Source organism: Deinococcus sp., assembly GCF_018260405.1.
In the GTDB taxonomy this organism is placed as follows: Bacteria; Deinococcota; Deinococci; order Deinococcales; family Deinococcaceae; genus Deinococcus.
On the sequence record NZ_JAGLBG010000003.1, the window covers coordinates 31431 to 48468 of the forward strand.

Annotated in this window: 15 protein-coding genes; 13 read left to right on the forward strand and 2 right to left on the reverse strand. The window is 61.1% G+C overall.

The features are described 5' to 3' along the window. Positions 1 to 55: 55 nt before the first annotated feature. The 12 genes from QZ269_RS00950 to QZ269_RS01005 all read left to right on the forward strand — a co-directional run bounded on the left by QZ269_RS00950 (position 56) and on the right by QZ269_RS01005 (position 12889). On the forward strand, positions 56 to 1330 hold the full coding sequence (locus QZ269_RS00950) for a styrene monooxygenase/indole monooxygenase family protein (RefSeq protein ID WP_291423322.1): 1275 nt from the start codon (positions 56 to 58) through the stop codon (positions 1328 to 1330). 86 nt (positions 1331 to 1416) lie between these two features. Then, positions 1417 to 1872, forward strand: a complete 456-nt coding sequence (locus tag QZ269_RS00955; RefSeq protein ID WP_291423324.1) for a cupin domain-containing protein — start codon at positions 1417 to 1419, stop codon at positions 1870 to 1872. Between the two features lie 140 nt (positions 1873 to 2012). After that, a complete protein-coding gene (locus QZ269_RS00960; protein WP_291423326.1) occupies positions 2013 to 2423 on the forward strand; it encodes a RidA family protein in 411 nt (136 codons plus the stop codon). 39 nt (positions 2424 to 2462) lie between these two features. Beyond that, complete coding sequence (locus QZ269_RS00965) at positions 2463 to 3626, forward strand: ABC transporter substrate-binding protein (RefSeq protein WP_291423328.1); 1164 nt, start codon at positions 2463 to 2465, stop codon at positions 3624 to 3626. A gap of 220 nt (positions 3627 to 3846) precedes the next feature. After that, the gene (locus QZ269_RS00970) at positions 3847 to 4767 is read left to right on the forward strand and encodes a branched-chain amino acid ABC transporter permease (RefSeq protein WP_291423330.1); all 921 of its coding nucleotides are present in this window, start codon (positions 3847 to 3849) and stop codon (positions 4765 to 4767) included. 124 nt (positions 4768 to 4891) lie between these two features. Continuing rightward, positions 4892 to 5833: a branched-chain amino acid ABC transporter permease gene (locus QZ269_RS00975; protein ID WP_291423332.1), complete on the forward strand. Its 942-nt coding sequence runs from the start codon at positions 4892 to 4894 to the stop codon at positions 5831 to 5833. A 153-nt stretch (positions 5834 to 5986) separates the two neighbouring features. Then, positions 5987 to 6724: an ABC transporter ATP-binding protein gene (locus QZ269_RS00980; RefSeq protein ID WP_291423334.1), complete on the forward strand. Its 738-nt coding sequence runs from the start codon at positions 5987 to 5989 to the stop codon at positions 6722 to 6724. After that, positions 6714 to 7409 (forward strand): ABC transporter ATP-binding protein, encoded by a 696-nt coding sequence (locus tag QZ269_RS00985; RefSeq protein ID WP_291423336.1) that lies wholly within the window; start codon positions 6714 to 6716, stop codon positions 7407 to 7409. The genes QZ269_RS00980 and QZ269_RS00985 overlap by 11 nt, the downstream gene beginning before the upstream one ends. Next, complete coding sequence (locus tag QZ269_RS00990) at positions 7406 to 8194, forward strand: alpha/beta hydrolase (RefSeq protein WP_291423338.1); 789 nt, start codon at positions 7406 to 7408, stop codon at positions 8192 to 8194. Before QZ269_RS00985 ends, QZ269_RS00990 begins: the two co-directional genes overlap by 4 nt. An 87-nt stretch (positions 8195 to 8281) precedes the next feature. Beyond that, a complete protein-coding gene (gene kynU / locus QZ269_RS00995) occupies positions 8282 to 9523 on the forward strand; it encodes a kynureninase (protein ID WP_291423340.1) in 1242 nt (413 codons plus the stop codon). Beyond that, a complete protein-coding gene (locus tag QZ269_RS01000; protein WP_291423342.1) occupies positions 9501 to 10352 on the forward strand; it encodes a tryptophan 2,3-dioxygenase family protein in 852 nt (283 codons plus the stop codon). The genes kynU and QZ269_RS01000 overlap by 23 nt, the downstream gene beginning before the upstream one ends. Positions 10353 to 10456: 104 nt before the next feature. Beyond that, on the forward strand, positions 10457 to 12889 hold the full coding sequence (locus QZ269_RS01005; RefSeq protein ID WP_291423344.1) for a phosphoketolase: 2433 nt from the start codon (positions 10457 to 10459) through the stop codon (positions 12887 to 12889). Positions 12890 to 12990: 101 nt separating this feature from the next. Here the strand turns inward: QZ269_RS01005 and QZ269_RS01010 are convergent, their stop codons facing one another. Both QZ269_RS01010 and QZ269_RS01015 read right to left on the reverse strand, forming a co-directional pair. Further along, positions 12991 to 14649: an FAD-binding dehydrogenase gene (locus QZ269_RS01010; RefSeq protein ID WP_291423346.1), complete on the reverse strand. Its 1659-nt coding sequence runs from the start codon at positions 14647 to 14649 to the stop codon at positions 12991 to 12993. Then, positions 14630 to 14860: an alpha-amylase family glycosyl hydrolase gene (locus QZ269_RS01015; protein WP_367272178.1), complete on the reverse strand. Its 231-nt coding sequence runs from the start codon at positions 14858 to 14860 to the stop codon at positions 14630 to 14632. Before QZ269_RS01015 ends, QZ269_RS01010 begins: the two co-directional genes overlap by 20 nt. Positions 14861 to 15304: 444 nt before the next feature. Here QZ269_RS01015 and QZ269_RS01020 point away from each other — a divergent pair, with 444 nt between their 5' ends. Further along, positions 15305 to 16918 (forward strand): GMC family oxidoreductase, encoded by a 1614-nt coding sequence (locus QZ269_RS01020; protein WP_291423348.1) that lies wholly within the window; start codon positions 15305 to 15307, stop codon positions 16916 to 16918. Positions 16919 to 17038 lie beyond the last annotated feature (120 nt).

Below are 17038 nucleotides of genomic sequence, written 5' to 3' on the forward strand. Positions count from 1 at the left end.
GAGGCGAAGGGGTCAAACGGGTAAAAGCAAGCCACTCAACAGAAAGGAGAGCGGTATGCGAAAAATAGCAATCGTTGGTGCTGGACAGGCGGGGTTACAACTCGCGCATGGGCTGTTGCAACACGGGTACGCGGTGACACTCGTATCCGACCGCTCAGCAGAGGAGTACGAAAACGGGCGCGTGATGAGTACGCAGTGCATCTTTCATGACGGGCTGGAGACCGAGCGCAAGTTGAGCCTGAATTACTGGGATGGCAAGGGCGCTTCGGTGGAGGCGTTTTATGTGAATGTGGCGCATCCCGGCATTCCGGGTGAGCGGATGATTCAGTTTTCTGCCCTGCTGGAAGCTCCGGCACACGCGGTAGACCAGCGTATGAAGTTTGCCGAGTGGCTGCGGGCCTTCACGAAAGCGGGCGGCACAGTGCTTCAGCAGTCCGCCACACTGGATACGCTAGAGGAATTAGCCGACACGCACGATTTAACGCTACTGTCCGCAGGCAAGGGCAAACTGGCCCACTTGTTCCAGAAAAACCCGGAGCGCACCCCTTATGACGCGCCGCAGCGTCAATGTAGCCTCGTTTACATCAAGGGCGCAGCCAAGCGCGACGGTCAACCGGGCGTGTCGGCCAATTTGGTGCCGGGGGCGGGCGAAATCTTCATCATTCCCGGCCTGACGCGGGACGCCAACGGTGAACCCTTGCCCTACGAGTCTGTGCTGTTTGAAGCCGTTCCTGGCGGCCCACTAGACCGTTTCCGCAACGTGAAAGACCCCGAGGAACTCAAGCAAAATTTGATGGACGCCGTGCGTGAATTCATTCCTTGGGAAGCAGACCGCCTGAAGGACGCCAAACTGGTGGACCCGCAAGCGTGGCTGCAAGGCGGCGTGACACCCGAAGTGCGCCACCCCGTCGCCACGCTCGCCAACGGACGCGAAATTATGGGGCTGGGCGACACCGTCATCCTGAATGACCCGATCACTGGTCAAGGCTCTGGTACGGCAGCGAAGGCCGCAGACCACTACCTGACGCGCATTCTGGAACGCGGCGAACAACCTTTTGACCGCGCTTGGATGGAACAAACCTTCGAGGACTTCTATCAGGATTACGCGCAATTTACCTGCATGTGGACGAATGCCATGCTCGCCCCACCGCCCGAACACGTCTTGAACTTCCTAGGTGCAGCGCAAAGCGTCCCCAGCCTTGCTGCTCTCTTCGCTAACTCGTTTAACCGCCCTAAGAACCTGTTCCCTTGGTTAGGCGATCCCAACGCCGCCAAGGAACTGATTGCCCAGCACACGGCGAAAGTGGCGGCAACGGCGCAAAAGCTGTAAGCCATGAGGAACAACCAAGCTCACGCTTATGCTTAGGCCCCCCAGACCTCATAGCCCATGTTTCATAGCCAAAAAAGGAGACCAACATGACAGATTTACCCGCAGGCATTACCAAGGCAGGCACCAGCACTACGGGCAGCGAGTGGCGCATTCTGGGCCACACCTACCACCTGAAATCCGAGTGCGACAGCAGTTTCAGCTTTGAAACCTATGACCCCGCCGGAACCTTCGTGCCGCCCCACATTCACACCACCCAAGACGAGTTTATTTATGTGCTAGAAGGCCGTTTTGACCTGTACCTAGATGGGAACTGGGCGCACGCCGAACCCGGTGATCTTGTGCGTATGCCCAGAGGATTGGCGCACGGCTACTACAACAAGACCGATAAACCTGCCCGCGCCCTGTTCTGGGTTAGCCCCGCTGGAAACCTCAAGGCCCTATTCGACCAGTTGCACGACCTGGCCGACCCTGACGAAGTAGCGAAGCGAAGCGCCGCCCACGACGTTAATTTCTTGCCTCCCGGCGCAGTAGAAGGCGCATAAGGATTTAGCTGTGAGCCATAAGAAAGGGTGAAAGTCGTGTGGCCAGCCTCGAAAGACATTCCCCCACCTCTTGCAGCCCATAGCTCACAGCCCCAAAACGAGATGAAAGTATTTCCCCCCACCACATTTAAGGAGTTGGCATGACTGCTGTTTCTTCGTTTCAGGTTCTTCATCCGCCCGACTGGGCTAGAGCTAGAGGGTTCGCTAATGGAATTGCCGCGAAGGGCACGTTGGTTTTTACGGCGGGAATGATCGGTTGGAATGCCCAACAGCAGTTTGAAACTGATGATTTTGTATTACAAACGCGCCAAGCCCTACAAAACGTGTTGGACGTGGTGAGGGAAGCGGGCGGCGACGCCAGCCACATCGTGCGCCTGACGTGGTTCATCACAGATCGGGAAGCGTATTTGAGCCACCAGAAGGAAATCGGGGCCGCTTACCGCGAGGTAATGGGACGCAATTTTCCCACCATGAGCGTGATTGCCGTGTCGGCACTGATGGAAGGCCGCGCCAAGATCGAGATTGAAGGTACCGCCGTCATCCCCGATTAAACAGCCTGACTAAGTACCCCACTCCAAAGGAGAATCCAGATGCATAATTTCATGAAATTAGCCGCCCTGACCGTCCTTCTTTCGGCTTCGGCCCTCGCGCAAAATGCCGTGAAAGTCGGCTTTGTCAGCACCCTCTCCGGCCCCGGCTCTGGCTTAGGCGTGGATGCCCGCGACGGGTTTAACCTCGCGCTTAAGCACCTTGGGAACAAACTTGGCGGCTTGCCCGTGGAAATCAGCTTCAGCGACGACAAGCAGGATGCCGACACCGCCCGCCAAGCGGTAGATAAGGCCATTAAGCGCGACAAGGTGGACTTCCTGACCGGGATCATCTTCAGTAACTTGCTGCTGGCCGTTGGAGACACAGTTTTTGACAGCAAAACGCCGTACATCAGCCTGAACGCTGGCCCCAGCCAGTACGCGGGAAGCGGGTGCAATGCGTACTTTTACAACGTAGCGTGGCAAAACGACAACTTGCACGAAGCGATGGGTAAATATGTCAACAGCCGCAAATTTAGCGACGTGTACATCCTCGCACCGAATTATCCCGCTGGGAAAGACGCCCTGACTGGCTTTAAGCGCTTCTTCAAGGGCAAAATTACGGCCGAAGTGTACACCAAAGTCAACCAACTGGACTTTGCCGCCGAAATCGCGCAGATTCGCGCCGCTCGTCCCAAGGCCGTGTACACCTTCCAACCCGGCGGGAGCGGCATCAACTTTATTAAGCAGTACGCCGAAGCGGGGCTACTCAAGGAAATCCCCCTCTTCCTACCCGGTTTCAGCGCCGACGCGGACGTGATTAAAGCCGTTGGCCCCAACATGGTCGGCATTTTCAACACGAGCCAGTGGGCTATGGAGCTGAGCAACCCCACCAACGCCAAATTTGTGGCCGACTTCAAAGCCACTTACGGGCGCAATCCCAGCCTGTACGCCGCGCAAGGCTACGACGCCGCGCTGCTCATGAGCGAAGCCGTCAAGGATGTGAAAGGCAACCTGAGCGACGGCGCGGCCCTGCGAAAAGCGCTAGAGAACACCAGTTTTATCAGCACGCACGGCGCGTTTAAGTTCAACAAAAACCACTACCCGGTTCAGGACATTTACCTGCGCCAAGTCGCCAAAGTCGGCGGCAGCATTCAAAACCGCCTCGTCGGCAAGGTGTTTAGTAACCACGAAGACGCCTACGCCAAGGACCGCAAGATGAAGTAGGCCGCTGGGGCGGCGTCTAACGGCTAGGTACCACCAAGTTTGCGTAAAGACCAACCGAGCGAAGCCAGTATGGGAAAAGGTGCGGCCCAGTGTGAGTGTAGGGCCAGTGTGAGTGTAGGGATAGGCTGGTGTTTGGGTTATCCCTACACGGTCACTTAGCCGCACTTAGAGCCGCCCATCACTCAATCCAGCCCTCTCAGCGCAGGAGAAATCATCCTTCATGCCTCTTGACCTTATTCTTGAACAACTTCTGAACGGCGTGCAGTTCAGCTTGATGCTGTTTTTGTTGGCGGCGGGCCTGACGCTCATTTTCGGCGTGATGGACTTGATTAACCTGGCGCACGGTTCGCTTTATATGATCGGCGCGTACCTGACCGCCACGTTTGCGCCGCACGTCGGGTTTTTTCCAGCGGTGGTGCTGGCCATTTTAGGCACTATGCTGATTGGCGGACTGCTGGAAGTCACGATTATTCGCCGCCTGTACGCCCGCACTCACTTAACGCAAGTGCTGTCCACCTTTGCGCTGATGCTGATTGCCAATGAGGTCGTGCGCATGATCTGGGGGGCGCAGCCCATTGCGCTGAGTGCGCCCGAAAGCCTGTCGCAGCCTGTGCAATTGCCGGGGTTTAAGTACAGTGCCTACCGCCTATTTATCATCGCGGCGGGGCTAGGCGTGGGGGCGGGCCTGTACTACTTGGTCAACAAAACCCGCGTGGGCATGTGGCTGCGCGCCGGAGCCAGCAACCGCGAGATGACCCGCGCTATGGGCGTGAAAATTGGCCCGCTGTACACCTTGATTTTTGCCCTCGGCGCTGGCCTGTGCGCCCTCGCTGGGGCTTTGCTGGGGCCGCTGCTGTCGGTACAAGTCGGCATGGGCGAAAACATCCTGATTCTGGCCTTCGTGGTGGTTGTCATCGGCGGGATCGGCAGCATCAAAGGCGCGTTTATCGGCTCGCTGCTGGTGGGCATTCTCGACACCGCTGGACGCGCTTTTCTGCCCACTTGGCTCACCGCTCTGTTTAACCCGCAACTTGCCGGAAGCTTCGGCCCAGCGCTGGCGAGCATTGCCATTTATGTGCTGATGGCCGCCGTGCTGTTCTTTAAGCCACGCGGGCTATTCCCAGCGCGGGGGACGGGATGAAAGGGGCTATGGTCTATGGTCTATGGTGTGTAAGGATAGGGAGAAATTGCGGTAAGGATGGTCACACGCTCCCTCACCCCTCAGCCGCTGGCGCGGCGCCTCCCCTCTCCCAGTGGCGCGCTCCATGAAGCGCCTTCTTCCCTTCCTTCTCCTTGCGCTCGGCCTCGCGCTGCCATTCATTCTCACCGCAATGGGGCAGGAGTATTACATCTCGTTTGCGTCGCGGGTGCTGGTGGTGGCGCTAGCAGCCAGTGCGCTGAATCTTATTTTGGGGTACGGCGGGTTGGTCAGTTTCGGCCACGCGGCGTACTTTGGGGCGGGGGCGTATACGGCGGCTTTGCTGGCCGGAAAGGGTGCGGGGCTGCCCGCGCAACTGCTGGTTGGAACAGGCGTGGCGGCGCTACTGGCCTTCGTGTTCGGCTGGGCCGCACTTCGCACGCGGGGGGTGTACTTCATCATGATTACGCTGGCGCTGGCGCAGATGTTGTACTACTTGGCGGTATCGTCCGATTCGCTAGGCGGGGAAGATGGCCTTCGCATCAGCCGCGCCGCGCTGTGGGGTGACTTGACGCTGGGCGATGACCGGGCCATGTACTACACGGCACTGACCGCGCTCACACTGGGCTTGTTCGTCATCTGGCGCGTGGTGCACAGCCGTTTTGGCGAGGTAGTACAGGCTGCCCGCGACAACGAGACGCGCACGGCGGCGCTGGGGTATCCGGTGCGGCGGTATCAACTGGTCAATTTTGTGATTGGCGGCGCACTGGCGGGCCTCGCGGGCGTGCTAATGACGCAAATCAGCGGCTTCACGAATCCCAGTTTGCTGTCGTGGCAACAGTCGGGCCAGTTCATGATGATGGTCATTCTAGGCGGCGTCGGCACCTTCTGGGCGGGCTTGCTCGGCACGGCGGTACTCCTTGGCCTAGAAGAATACTTGGGCGAAGTCACAGAACGCTGGCCGCTGTTCGTGGGCCTGATTCTGCTGGGCGTCATGCTGTTCGCACCCAAAGGATTGGGAAGTCTGGGAACCCTGTTCGGGCGCAAGAAAAAAGAGGTGGTAGAGTGAGTTACTGCGAGTTTTATAGGCCTCTGGCGCGATTTAGCTGGTCACACGCCTCTGCACCTCCCCGGCCCTGCGGGATTTTTTCCTTCTCCGCGTGGAGAGAGAGCAAAAAGGAAAGTGTTTAAGGTGGCGGGCATTCAATCTCAATCCGCACTTGTGGCTGAGAATCTCTGTAAGAACTTCGGCGCTTTGGCCGCCACCCAGAACGTGAATCTGCGCGTCGAGGGGAAGGGCGTTCACGCGCTGATCGGCCCCAACGGGGCAGGAAAGACCACCCTGGTCAACCTACTATCTGGGGCGTTGCCGCCGTCGTCTGGGCGGGTGCTATTGAGCGGGCAGGATGTGAGCCGCGTGGACATGCCGGGGCGGGTGGCGCGGGGGTTATCGCGCACTTACCAAATCACAAGTATTTACCCGGAGTGGACGGTGTGGCGCAACCTGGCCCTGAGCGTTCAAGGGCGCAGTGGAACGTCCATGCGATTCTGGCAACCTGTCACGGGTGAAAGGGCTTTATACCGTCAAGCCGCTGAAATTGCTGAGGAAGTGGGCCTGACCTCGCGCCTAAACGCGCCTGCCTCTGATTTGTCGCACGGGGAACGCAAGCAATTGGATGTGGCTTTGGCCCTTGCGAGTAACCCAAAGTTTCTGTTGATGGACGAACCGATGGCGGGGCTCGGGCACGAGGAAAGTGTCCGCATGGTAGACTTGATTCGCCGCATTGCCGGAATCCGCGCCGTGCTGCTGATCGAGCATGACATGGACGCAGTGTTCTCGCTGGCAAATGAAGTCAGTGTGCTGGTATACGGGCAAATTATCGCCAGTGGGACGCCCGAAGCCATTAAAAACGACCCCGAAGTGCAGCGGGCCTACTTGGGTGACGATCATGCTGCTTGAAGTTACTGACCTGCACGGCGGTTACGGCAGCGCCAAAGTGCTTCACGGCGTCACACTCAGCGTCGGCGCGGGGCAAACACATGCGCTCCTTGGTCGCAACGGCATGGGCAAAACCACTACTGTCCGGACGCTCATAGGCCTCAACACCGCCACAGGGGGGCGCATCCTGTTTGAAGGGCAGGACATCACCAAGCTCTCGCCCGAAGCGGTAGTGGCGCGGGGGATTGCTGTCGTCCCAGAAGGGCGGCAAGTCTTTCCAAACCTCAGTGTGGAAGAACACCTCATCGCTTTTCACCTGAAACGGCACGGCAACGCTTGGACGCCGGGGCGCGTGTACGAGCTGTTTCCGCGCCTGCTAGAGCGCCGACACCACGGCGGGCAACAACTTTCTGGCGGTGAGCAGCAGATGCTTGCCATTGGCCGGGCACTGGTCACCAACCCTAAACTCCTTATTCTGGACGAAGCCACCGAGGGCCTAGCTCCTCTCATGCGCGAGGAAGTCTGGCGCTGCCTGACTCTCCTTCGTGAAAATGGGCAGAGCATCCTTGTTATTGACAAATATGTGCGCCGCCTGATGACTTTGGCCGACGGACACACCATCTTGGAACGCGGGCGCGTCGTCTGGGAAGGAAAGAGCGGGCAACTCGAAGCCGACAAAGCAGCGTGGGAGTATCTGAGTGTATGACTGACCTCTTTGATTCCGCCATCAACACCGAATACATGCCTTCTCAGCGCGTGCCGAACGCCAGTGACTTCTTCGGCAGCTGGGGAACGCGCAGCGCCGCCGTGCGTGAGCAGTACCCGCCACAGGAGCTGGCGTACGGCCCCGGCGAACATGAGCGGCTAGACGTGTTTGAGCCGTTAGGCACGCCGCTGGGCACTGTACTCTGGATTCACGGCGGGTACTGGATGGCGTTTTACAAGGATTCGTTTTCATATCTGGCCCCGCCAGTCGTGGAGGCGGGCTACCGCGTGGCCGTCATGAGTTACGACCTCGTGCCCAGCGTGAGTCTAAAGCAGATTGTGCGCCAGGCGCGGCAGGCGGCGTCGTTTGTCTCTCAGAGGTACGGCGCCCTGGTGGTGGCCGGTCACTCGGCGGGCGGCCACCTCACGGCCATGATTCACTGCGCCGACTGGCCCGCCGAGGGCCTGCCTGCCCCTGAAATCGTGCGCGGCATCGGCATCAGCGGCCTGTACGACCTGCGGCCCCTGCGGCTGACCGAACTGCAACCCAACCTGCGCCTCACCGAAAGCCAGGCCCTGGAGCTGAGTCCGGTGGGGCACCAGCCGACGACCTCCGCGCCCTTTGTGGTGGCGGTCGGGGCGCTGGAATCCGACGCTTTTCATACCCAGAGTGCTCACCTTACGCAGGTCTGGGCGGGTGTGGCGACCAGCATTCAGCCGTTGCTGGAGCGTCACCATTTCGATGGCCCCGACGAGTTGCTCTGGCTGACTCAGCTGTCTCTATGATTAGGCTACTCGTATAATTGAAAGGCGCTTTCCCCAGTGACTTTTGCCTCCAGTGCTCAGCCCTCTAACCCCCCCCGAGGTATTCCCATGACCATTCCCGATTTAAGCCAACTTGATGCCGCCGACCCTCTGGCGCACAAGCGTGAAGCTTTTGAACTGCCCGCCGATACCATCTATCTGGATGGCAACAGCCTGGGCGCGATGCCTAAAGCGGTCCCCGCTCGCCTGCACGAAGTGGTGACCGGAGAGTGGGCGCAGCACCTGATTCGTTCGTGGACGCGCAATGCTGAGGCCGCGCAGGACTGGATGGCCCTGCCTGACCGCGTGTCCGTCAAAATTGCCCGCCTGATTGGAGCGCGGCCCGATGAGGTAGCGGTAGGCGACAGCACCAGCGTCAACACTTTCAAGGTGCTGGCGGCGGCGGTCAGGATGAACGCCCAGCGCCCTGTTTTGCTGACCGACGCCGAAAACTTCCCCACCGACCTGTACGTGACCCAGGGTCTTAATGCCCTGCTGGGCGGCACGCTAGAGATTCGCCGCGTCCCAGCCGACGAAATTGCGGCCCATCCCGAACAACACCTGACACCCGAAGTGGGGGTGCTGCTGCTCACTGAGGTGGACTACCGCACCGGGCGCAAGCTGGATATGGGCCAAATAACGGCGCAGGCGCAGGCGCAGGGCATCCTGACAGTCTGGGATCTGGCACACTCGGCGGGAGCTTTCGCGGTTGACCTGAACGGCTGTCACGCCGACTTTGCCATTGGCTGCGGCTATAAGTTCCTGAACGGTGGCCCCGGTGCGCCCGCTTTTTTGTTTGTGGCGCAGCGGCATCATGACGCGGCCCCCTCCTTTTTGAGCGGCTGGATGGGCCACGCCGACCCCTTTGAAATGGCCCGCGAGTATGTCCCGGCCCCCGGTGCGCGGCGCTATGTGGTAGGCACGCCGCAAGTGGTGGGCCTCAGTGCGCTGGATACGGCGCTCGACGTGTTCGCCGATGTGGATATGGGGCAACTCCGCGCCAAATCGCTGTCGTTGACCGACACTTTTATCGCTCTGATGGAACCACTGACCGGCCAGTATCCGCTTGAACTGGTGACGCCCCGGGAGCCCGAGCAGCGCGGCTCACAGGTCAGCTACCGCCACCCGCAGGCGCAAGAGGTGATGAAAACCCTTATCGAACGCGGCATTGTCGGAGATTTCCGCACACCGGACATCCTGCGCTTCGGATTTACGCCGCTGTACCACTCGCACGCCGACGTAGGCCGGGCCGTAGAGGGCATCCGCGCCGTACTGGAGGCGGGGCCACATGAGCAGACAACCCGGGCCTGAAAAGCGGGCCGATTCTGCGCAGGAGGCTTACGGCGACTTTCGTCAGAGCCTCAGCTACGGCGACTACCTGCATCTGGATGAACTCAAAGGGGCCCACCAGCCTCTGACCGAGGCCCACGATGAACATCTGTTTATTGCCGTCCACCACGTCTCGGAGGTGTGGCTGGGGCTGATTGTGCGTGAGTTGCAGGCGGCCATGTCGCTGCTGGAGCAGGGCATCACTGACGCGCCCCTCAAGCTGCTGACGCGGGTGGTGCGGGCGCAAGAACAGATGACCGACGCCTGGGAAGTCTTAAAAACCATGACTCCCACCGACTATCTTCAGTTCCGCTGGGCTTTCGGGCACGCCTCGGGGTTTCAGTCACAGGGCTACCGGATGGTGGAGTTTTTGCTCGGCAACCGTAACCCTGTGCTGTTACACCCCCATGAGCACCGGCCCGACTTGCACGGCCCGCTCGACGACGCCATGCACGCCCCCAGTGTCTACGACCTGACGCTGCGCCTCCTTGCGGCGCGTGGCCTGGCTGTGCCGCCTGAAGTGCTTAACCGTGACTTCTCACACAACTATGAGGTGAACGAGGCGGTTTTGGCGGCCTGGCTACAGGTTTACGGCGACCCGGCGACCTACTGGGACCTGTACGAACTGGCCGAGAAACTGGTGGATGTGGAAGATAATTTTCGGCGCTGGCGCTTCAATCACCTGACCACTGTGGAGCGCGTCATCGGGTTCAAGCGTGGCTCGGGGGGCACCAGTGGGGCGAACTATCTGCGCCAGGTGCTGAGCACCGTACTGTTTCCCGAACTGTGGGAGGTGCGCACGCGCCTATAGAGACTACGGCAGCTCGGGCCTCTGGGCAGGTCGGGCCTTTGGGGCGGGCTGACCATACGGAGCTGACTATCGCCTTTTACAGTCGGGGCCAGAGGTGAGACCCAGTGACCCAGACTCCGGTGACCCACAGCCCAGCACCCCAGACTCCAGTAAGCCAGACTCCAGCCAGAGCACTTTCGCCCATCTCCTTCCCGCCCGAGGAGCAACGCCTGCTGGACGCCTACTGGCGTGCGGCAAACTACCTGTCGGTAGGTCAGATTTACCTGCTGGACAACCCCCTGCTGCGCCGCCCGCTGACGCTGAGTGACGTCAAACCGCGCCTGCTAGGGCACTGGGGCACCACACCGGGGCTGAATTTCATCTACGCTCACCTGAACCGGCTGATCAGGGGGCACGACCTGAGCGCCCTGTTTATCACGGGGCCAGGACACGGCGGCCCCGGTATCGTGGCGAACACCTACCTGGAAGGCACCTACTCGGAACTGTACCCCGAGGTCAGCCAGGACGAAACCGGGATGCAGCGGCTCTTTAAGCAGTTTAGCTTTCCCGGCGGGATTCCCAGCCACGTGGCCCCCGAGGTGCCCGGCTCCATTCACGAGGGCGGCGAACTGGGCTACAGCCTCGCGCACGCGTTCGGGGCGGCGTTTGATCATCCTGAGTTGCTGGTGGCCTGTGTCATCGGTGACGGTGAGGCCGAAACCGGCACCCTGGCGGCCAGCTGGCACAGCAACAAGTTCCTGAACCCGCGGCGCGACGGCGCGGTGCTGCCGATTTTGCATCTCAACGGGTACAAGATTGCCAATCCAGCAGTCCTGGCGCGGCTGCCGCACGCTGAATTAGAAAGCCTGCTGCGCGGCTACGGGTATCAGCCGTACTTCGTGGAGGGCGACGATCCCGCGCAGCTTCACCCGCTGATGGCGCAGACGTTAGAGCAGGTGCTGGCCGACATCCAGGCGATTCAGAAAGCGGCGCGGGAAGACGGCCAGACCACCCGCCCAGTGTGGCCCATGATTGTGCTGCGAACCCCCAAAGGCTGGACAGGGCCGAAAGTGGTGGACGGCAAGCCTGTCGAGAACACCTGGCGGGCGCATCAGGTTCCGCTGGACGGGCTGCGTGACCACCCCGAGCACCTGAAGATGCTGGAAGACTGGCTGCGCGGCTATCATCCCGAGGAACTGTTCGACACATCGGGCCGCCTGAAGCCCGAGTTGGCGGCCCTGGCGCCGCAAGGCACAAAGCGGATGTCGGCCAATCCAGTCGCCAACGGCGGGGCCGTGCTGCAAGACCTTAACCTGCCTGACTTTCGCAGCTACGCGGTCGACGTGGCGGCCCCCGGCGAGAAGATGGCTGAGGCCACCCGGGTGCTGGGGCAGTTTCTGCGCGACATCATCAAAGACAACCCCGAGAACTTCCGGCTGTTTGGCCCCGATGAAACCGAATCCAACCGGCTGGGGGCGGTGTACGACGTAACTGGCAAGGTCTGGCTGGACGAGGAAAAACCCACCGACGAGCACCTCACGCCTGATGGCCGGGTCATGGAAGTGCTCAGCGAACAGATGCTCGAAGGCTGGCTCGAAGGCTACCTGCTGACCGGGCGGCATGGCCTGCTCTCGTGCTACGAGGCGTTTATTCACATCATCGATTCGATGTTTAACCAGCACGCCAAGTGGCTCAAGACCACCAACCGGATTGCGTGGCGTCAGCCTATCGCCTCTTTGACGTATCTGCTGACCTCGCATGTGTGGCGCCAAGATCACAACGGGTTTTCTCATCAAGATCCCGGTTTTATTGACCATGTGGTGAACAAGAAGGCCGAAGTGGTGCGAGTCTACCTGCCACCCGACGCCAACACGCTGCTCTCGGTGGTCGACCACTGCCTGCGCAGCCGCCAATACGTGAATGTGATTGTGGCGGGCAAGCAACCCGCGCCGCAGTGGCTTACGGTAGATGAGGCTGCTGAGCACTGCGCCCGAGGCGCAAGCATCTGGAAGTTTGCCAGTTGTGAAGGCGAGCCGGACGTGGTTATGGCCTGCGCCGGAGACGTGCCGACCATGGAAACCATCGCCGCCTGCGACCTGCTGCGCGGGAGCTTCCCGGAACTGAATATCCGAGTGGTGAACGTGGTTGACCTGATGACGTTGCAAAGCCCCGGCGAGCACCCCCACGCCCTGAGCGACGAGGACTACGCGGCGCTGTTTACCGCCGACAAGCCGATTATCTTTGCCTATCACGGCTACCCGTGGCTGATTCACCGCCTGGCCTACCGCCGCCCGAACCACGACAATCTGCATGTGCGCGGCTACAAGGAAGAAGGCACCACGACCACGCCGTTTGACATGACGGTGTGCAACGAGATTGACCGCTATCACCTGGCCCTGGACGCGGTACGCCGCCTGCCACAATTGCAGGAACGTGCAAACGACTTCACCGAGCGCCTCACCCAGAAACTGAGCGAACACCACCGCTACATCCGTGAGCACGGCGACGACCTGCCCGAGGTCAAGGACTGGGTGTGGCACACCAAGGAAATTGACTGAGGGGTAAACACGTAGGCCGTAGTGGAGGGCTATACGGACTGCCGAATTGAATCTGGTGGTTTCAGATTCAATCCGAGCGTGGCCTGTCTATGCAAAGTGCTCTAAAGCGCCGCTGCGATAGCTTGCCCCACCGTGCGCCCCCCGAACAGGCAGCCACCCAGGAAAGTGCCTTCCAGGGCGCGGTAGCCGTGGTACCCGCCGCCGCCGAAGCCCGCCACTTCTCCGGCGGCGTACAGGCCGGGGATGGGTTGCCCACTTTCACCCAGCACGCGCCCCTGAAGGTCGGTCTCCAGGCCACCCAGCGACTTGCGCGTCATGATATTCATGCGCACCGCGATGAGCGGGCCGTTTTGTGGGTCGAGGATTGGAGCGGGTTTAGCGACGCGGGTTAGGCGTTCACTAAGCAGTTGCCGTGCGCCGCGCACGATAGCCAGCTGCGGGTCCTTGCCTGCGGCGTTCGCCAGCTGTAAATCCCGGTCGCGCACCTCGCGTTCGACCACGGCGTACTCCAGGAGGTCGCTGCCCACTAGCTCATTCATCCCCCGGACCAGTTCGGCTAGCGTGCCGCGCACCACGAAGTCCTGGCCCCGGTCCATAAACGCCTGCACCGGGGCCTGCACGTTTTTGCCGCCGCGCTTGAGTGTGAGGCCGATGTCCCGCCCCGTGATATCCGGATTTTGCTCGCTTCCAGAGAGGCTGAATTCTTTTTTGATGATGGAACGGTTAAGCAAAAACCAGGTGTAGGGGTACCCGTTGGTGGTGATGTGCCCCAGCGTGTCGTAGCTGCTAGCACCCGGAATGTGCGGAAAAGGCAGCCGCCTGCCGCTCGGATCCAGCCACAGGCTGCTGGGGCCAGGCAGCACCCGAATGGCGTGGCCTGGCCAGATGGGGTTCCAGTTGTGTAGGCCCTCGGTGTAGTGCCACATGCGGTCGGGGTTGATCAGGCTCGCACCCTGCGCGACCAGTTGCTGCTGCAACAGCCCGTCGACATGTTTGGGCACTCCGCTCAGCAGATGCCTGGGCGCGGGGCCGAGGCGCTCGGTCGGCCAGTAACGCCGCACCAGTTCATGGTTGCCGCCGATTCCGCCGGAAGTCACCAGCACGGCCTGGGCGCTCAGGTCGAAGTCGCCCACGACCACCCGCGAACTGCTTTCTCCCCGCTCGACCGCCGAGGGTTCCAGCCTATCGCCGTACACACCCGTTACTGCGCCGCCCACCACTTGCAGCCCGCGTACCCGGTGGCGAAACAGTAAGCCGATTCGCCCGGCCTGCTTATGCTCGCGCACCCGCCGCACGAACGGCTCCAGGACGCCAGGCCCAGTGCCCCAGGTGAGGTGAAACCTCGGGACGCTGTTGCCCGCCAGACTGGCCCCGGCCCCGCCGCGCTCGGCCCAGCCCACCGCCGGAAACCAGCGCATCCCTTGTTGGCGCAGCCACTCGCGTTTCTCGCCCGCCGCGAATTCCAGATAGGCTTCGGCCCACTTTCGGGGCCAGTAGTCCTCGGGGCGGTCAAAGGCCGCCGCCGTCATCCAGTCACGCCAGGCCAGTTCCAGCGAGTCTGTTATCTGGAGGCGGCGCTGCTCCGGGCTATCCACAAAAAACAGTCCGCCCAGCGACCAGAAGGCTTGCCCACCCAGATTCTGTTCGCCTTCCTGGTCGAGGATCAGCACCCGTTTTCCGGCGTCGGCCAGTTCAGCGGCGGCCACCAGCCCGGCCAGTCCTGCACCCACCACGATTACGTCAGTCTGAAGCTCGGTCATAGTGTGCTCCTTGCGCTTGAAAAGAAAGTGGTTCCCGGCAATCGGGGAGTGTCCGGGGTAGTGTCCAGGATGGCCCATCCCGTCCGGAAAGTCGAGTTTTAACCAGATCGTCGCTGATGTCGTAAGTATCGTCGTTGGGCGACTGATAGACCGGGGAGAGCCGCAGCACGTCTACGCCCAGTGCGCCGAGATAATCGAACTTGGCCGTCACGACGCGCAGGGTCGCCTACACCGTTTGGCAGGTAGACTTGATAGACGACGCTCTTTTCCCACCATTCCATGTCGTTTTCTATCCTATGCCCGAGGAGCGAAAGAGTGGCATTCTTAGAGCATTTTGCAAAAAGATGGTGCTCTTTTGACCCTCTTTTTGCCGAGTGGAACGAGTGAAAAAGAAAGAGTAGGACGTAGAATGAAGGGGGCGGCGGTGTTGTTCCGACGTGCCCGTAATTTGGAGAACTGCTCTTTCTCTGCGATTTGCCTCAGCCCTTTTGGCGTCACACAGACGGTCAACCTTACCGTTACTCCGGGAGCACCTCTTTATAGTGAACCGGCACAGCATGGTGAACCGGACGCCGCCAGGTGGTCTTCGCCGGTCAACCAGTGAAAAGAAGGTAAGTACTGATGGTATCTCATCGGGTCGTTCTCTGGGGAAAATATGGATCAGCACAATTTCGACTACATCATCGCTGGCGGGGGCACAGCAGGCTGCGTCCTGGCCAACCGCCTGACGGTAGAGCGCGATGTGCGGGTGCTGCTGCTGGAAGCCGGGCCGCCGGACTCCAACCCTATGATCCATCTGCCGCCCGGCTACGGCTTTTTGCTGGGACGCTACGATTGGCGCTTTGCCACGACCCCGCAGCGGCACTGTTATGGGCGCCGGATTCCACTGGCGCAGGGGCGGGTCATCGGGGGCGGGGGATCGGTCAATGCCCAGGTATTCACGCGTGGGCAGCCCGGCGACTACGACGAGTGGGCCAGCGAATACGGCTGTGTCGGCTGGAGCTTCAAAGACGTGCAGCCGTATTTTCTTCGTTCGGAGGGCAATGCACGGCTCGGCCCGCCGTGGCATGGGCAAACTGGTCCACTCAAAGTTTCGGATCCGGCGACGCTCAATCCCCTGAGTGCCGCCTGGATCGAGGCGGCGCAGCAGCACGGCCTGCCCTACAGTGACGACTTTAACGGGGCTACGCAGTACGGGGTCGGCCCCTATCAGACGACGACTTACCGGGGCAAGCGCTGGAGTACCGCCTCGGGCTACCTGCGCCCGGCGCTTCAGCGGCCTAACCTGACGCTCAGAACGGGCCGCCGACTGACCCGGTTGCTGCTGGCGGGCGATCAGGTCTACGGGGTCGAGGTTCTGAACGCGGGCGGACAGCGCGAGCAGTTCTTTGCCAGCCGCGAGGTGCTGGTGACGGCGGGGGGCCTCGGTTCTCCCCGCCTGCTGATGCTTTCGGGCATCGGCGACCCAGCCGACCTTCGGGCGCACGGAGTCGTGCCAAAAGTAGACTTGCCGGGCGTCGGTCAGAATCTGCATGACCATTACGCGGTTCATGTGGTGTGTCAGGTGGGGCAGCGCCTGGGCATCGATCAATACAGGCGGCTCCGGCGCGACACGCTGCGGGTGGGCCTCGACTACCTGCTGCGGCATTCTGGCCCGGCGTCTTCTACCGGGGTGGAAGTCGGCGGCTTTTCCTACTCTGGGCGCCGACCCACGCAGCCTGACCTGCAACACCACTTTCTACCAGCCCTCGACGGCCAGAGCGCCGGTTCCCTGGTGCCGCCGGGCTACGGTTGCAAGTTCGACACCAACTTTTCGCGCCCGCGCAGCCGTGGACGGCTCAGCCTGATTTCTGCCGACCCGCTAGATTCGCTCCAGGTTGATCCCAACTATCTGGCCGACCCGCTGGATCTGGAAATGAATGTGCAGGCCCTCGAACAGTGTCTCGATATCGTTTCGCAGCCTGCCCTGGCGCGGTACGGCACCAGGGTGCTCAGTGAAGGGCACGACCTGAGCCTGCGCTCGGGGCGGGAAAACTATGTGCGCGGGCTGGGGCGCTCGGCCAGCCATCTGGTCGGCACCTGTGCCATGGGCGCGGGCCAGATGGCCGTGGTCGATCCGCAACTGCGGGTTCACGGCCTGCGCGGCCTGCGAATCTGCGACTCCTCGGTGATGCCCCGGCTGATCAGTTCCAACACCCAGGCCCCGACAGTCATGATTGCCGAAAAAGCCGCCGATCTGGTACTGGGAAAAGTCGCCCCTCCGGACTGATCCGGACGTTAGAAGGGTGAGCAGTTCGCAAAGAGGGGAGGGCGTGACCTGCGCGGATGGACAGCGGATGAACCTTGAGCGCCAACCCGCAGCGTCCCAGTTAAACAGGCGGGGACACTC

Coding starts and splice junctions, on each gene's coding strand:
- QZ269_RS00990 (WP_291423338.1), top strand. CDS start 7,406: ATGACTGACCTCTTTGATTCCGCCATCAACACCGAATACATGCCTTCT.
- QZ269_RS00955 (WP_291423324.1), top strand. CDS start 1,417: ATGACAGATTTACCCGCAGGCATTACCAAGGCAGGCACCAGCACTACG.
- QZ269_RS00965 (WP_291423328.1), top strand. CDS start 2,463: ATGCATAATTTCATGAAATTAGCCGCCCTGACCGTCCTTCTTTCGGCT.
- QZ269_RS00950 (WP_291423322.1), top strand. CDS start 56: ATGCGAAAAATAGCAATCGTTGGTGCTGGACAGGCGGGGTTACAACTC.
- QZ269_RS01010 (WP_291423346.1), bottom strand. CDS start 14,649: ATGACCGAGCTTCAGACTGACGTAATCGTGGTGGGTGCAGGACTGGCC.
- kynU (WP_291423340.1), top strand. CDS start 8,282: ATGACCATTCCCGATTTAAGCCAACTTGATGCCGCCGACCCTCTGGCG.
- QZ269_RS00985 (WP_291423336.1), top strand. CDS start 6,714: ATGCTGCTTGAAGTTACTGACCTGCACGGCGGTTACGGCAGCGCCAAA.
- QZ269_RS01020 (WP_291423348.1), top strand. CDS start 15,305: ATGGATCAGCACAATTTCGACTACATCATCGCTGGCGGGGGCACAGCA.
- QZ269_RS00970 (WP_291423330.1), top strand. CDS start 3,847: ATGCCTCTTGACCTTATTCTTGAACAACTTCTGAACGGCGTGCAGTTC.
- QZ269_RS00960 (WP_291423326.1), top strand. CDS start 2,013: ATGACTGCTGTTTCTTCGTTTCAGGTTCTTCATCCGCCCGACTGGGCT.
- QZ269_RS01000 (WP_291423342.1), top strand. CDS start 9,501: ATGAGCAGACAACCCGGGCCTGAAAAGCGGGCCGATTCTGCGCAGGAG.
- QZ269_RS00975 (WP_291423332.1), top strand. CDS start 4,892: ATGAAGCGCCTTCTTCCCTTCCTTCTCCTTGCGCTCGGCCTCGCGCTG.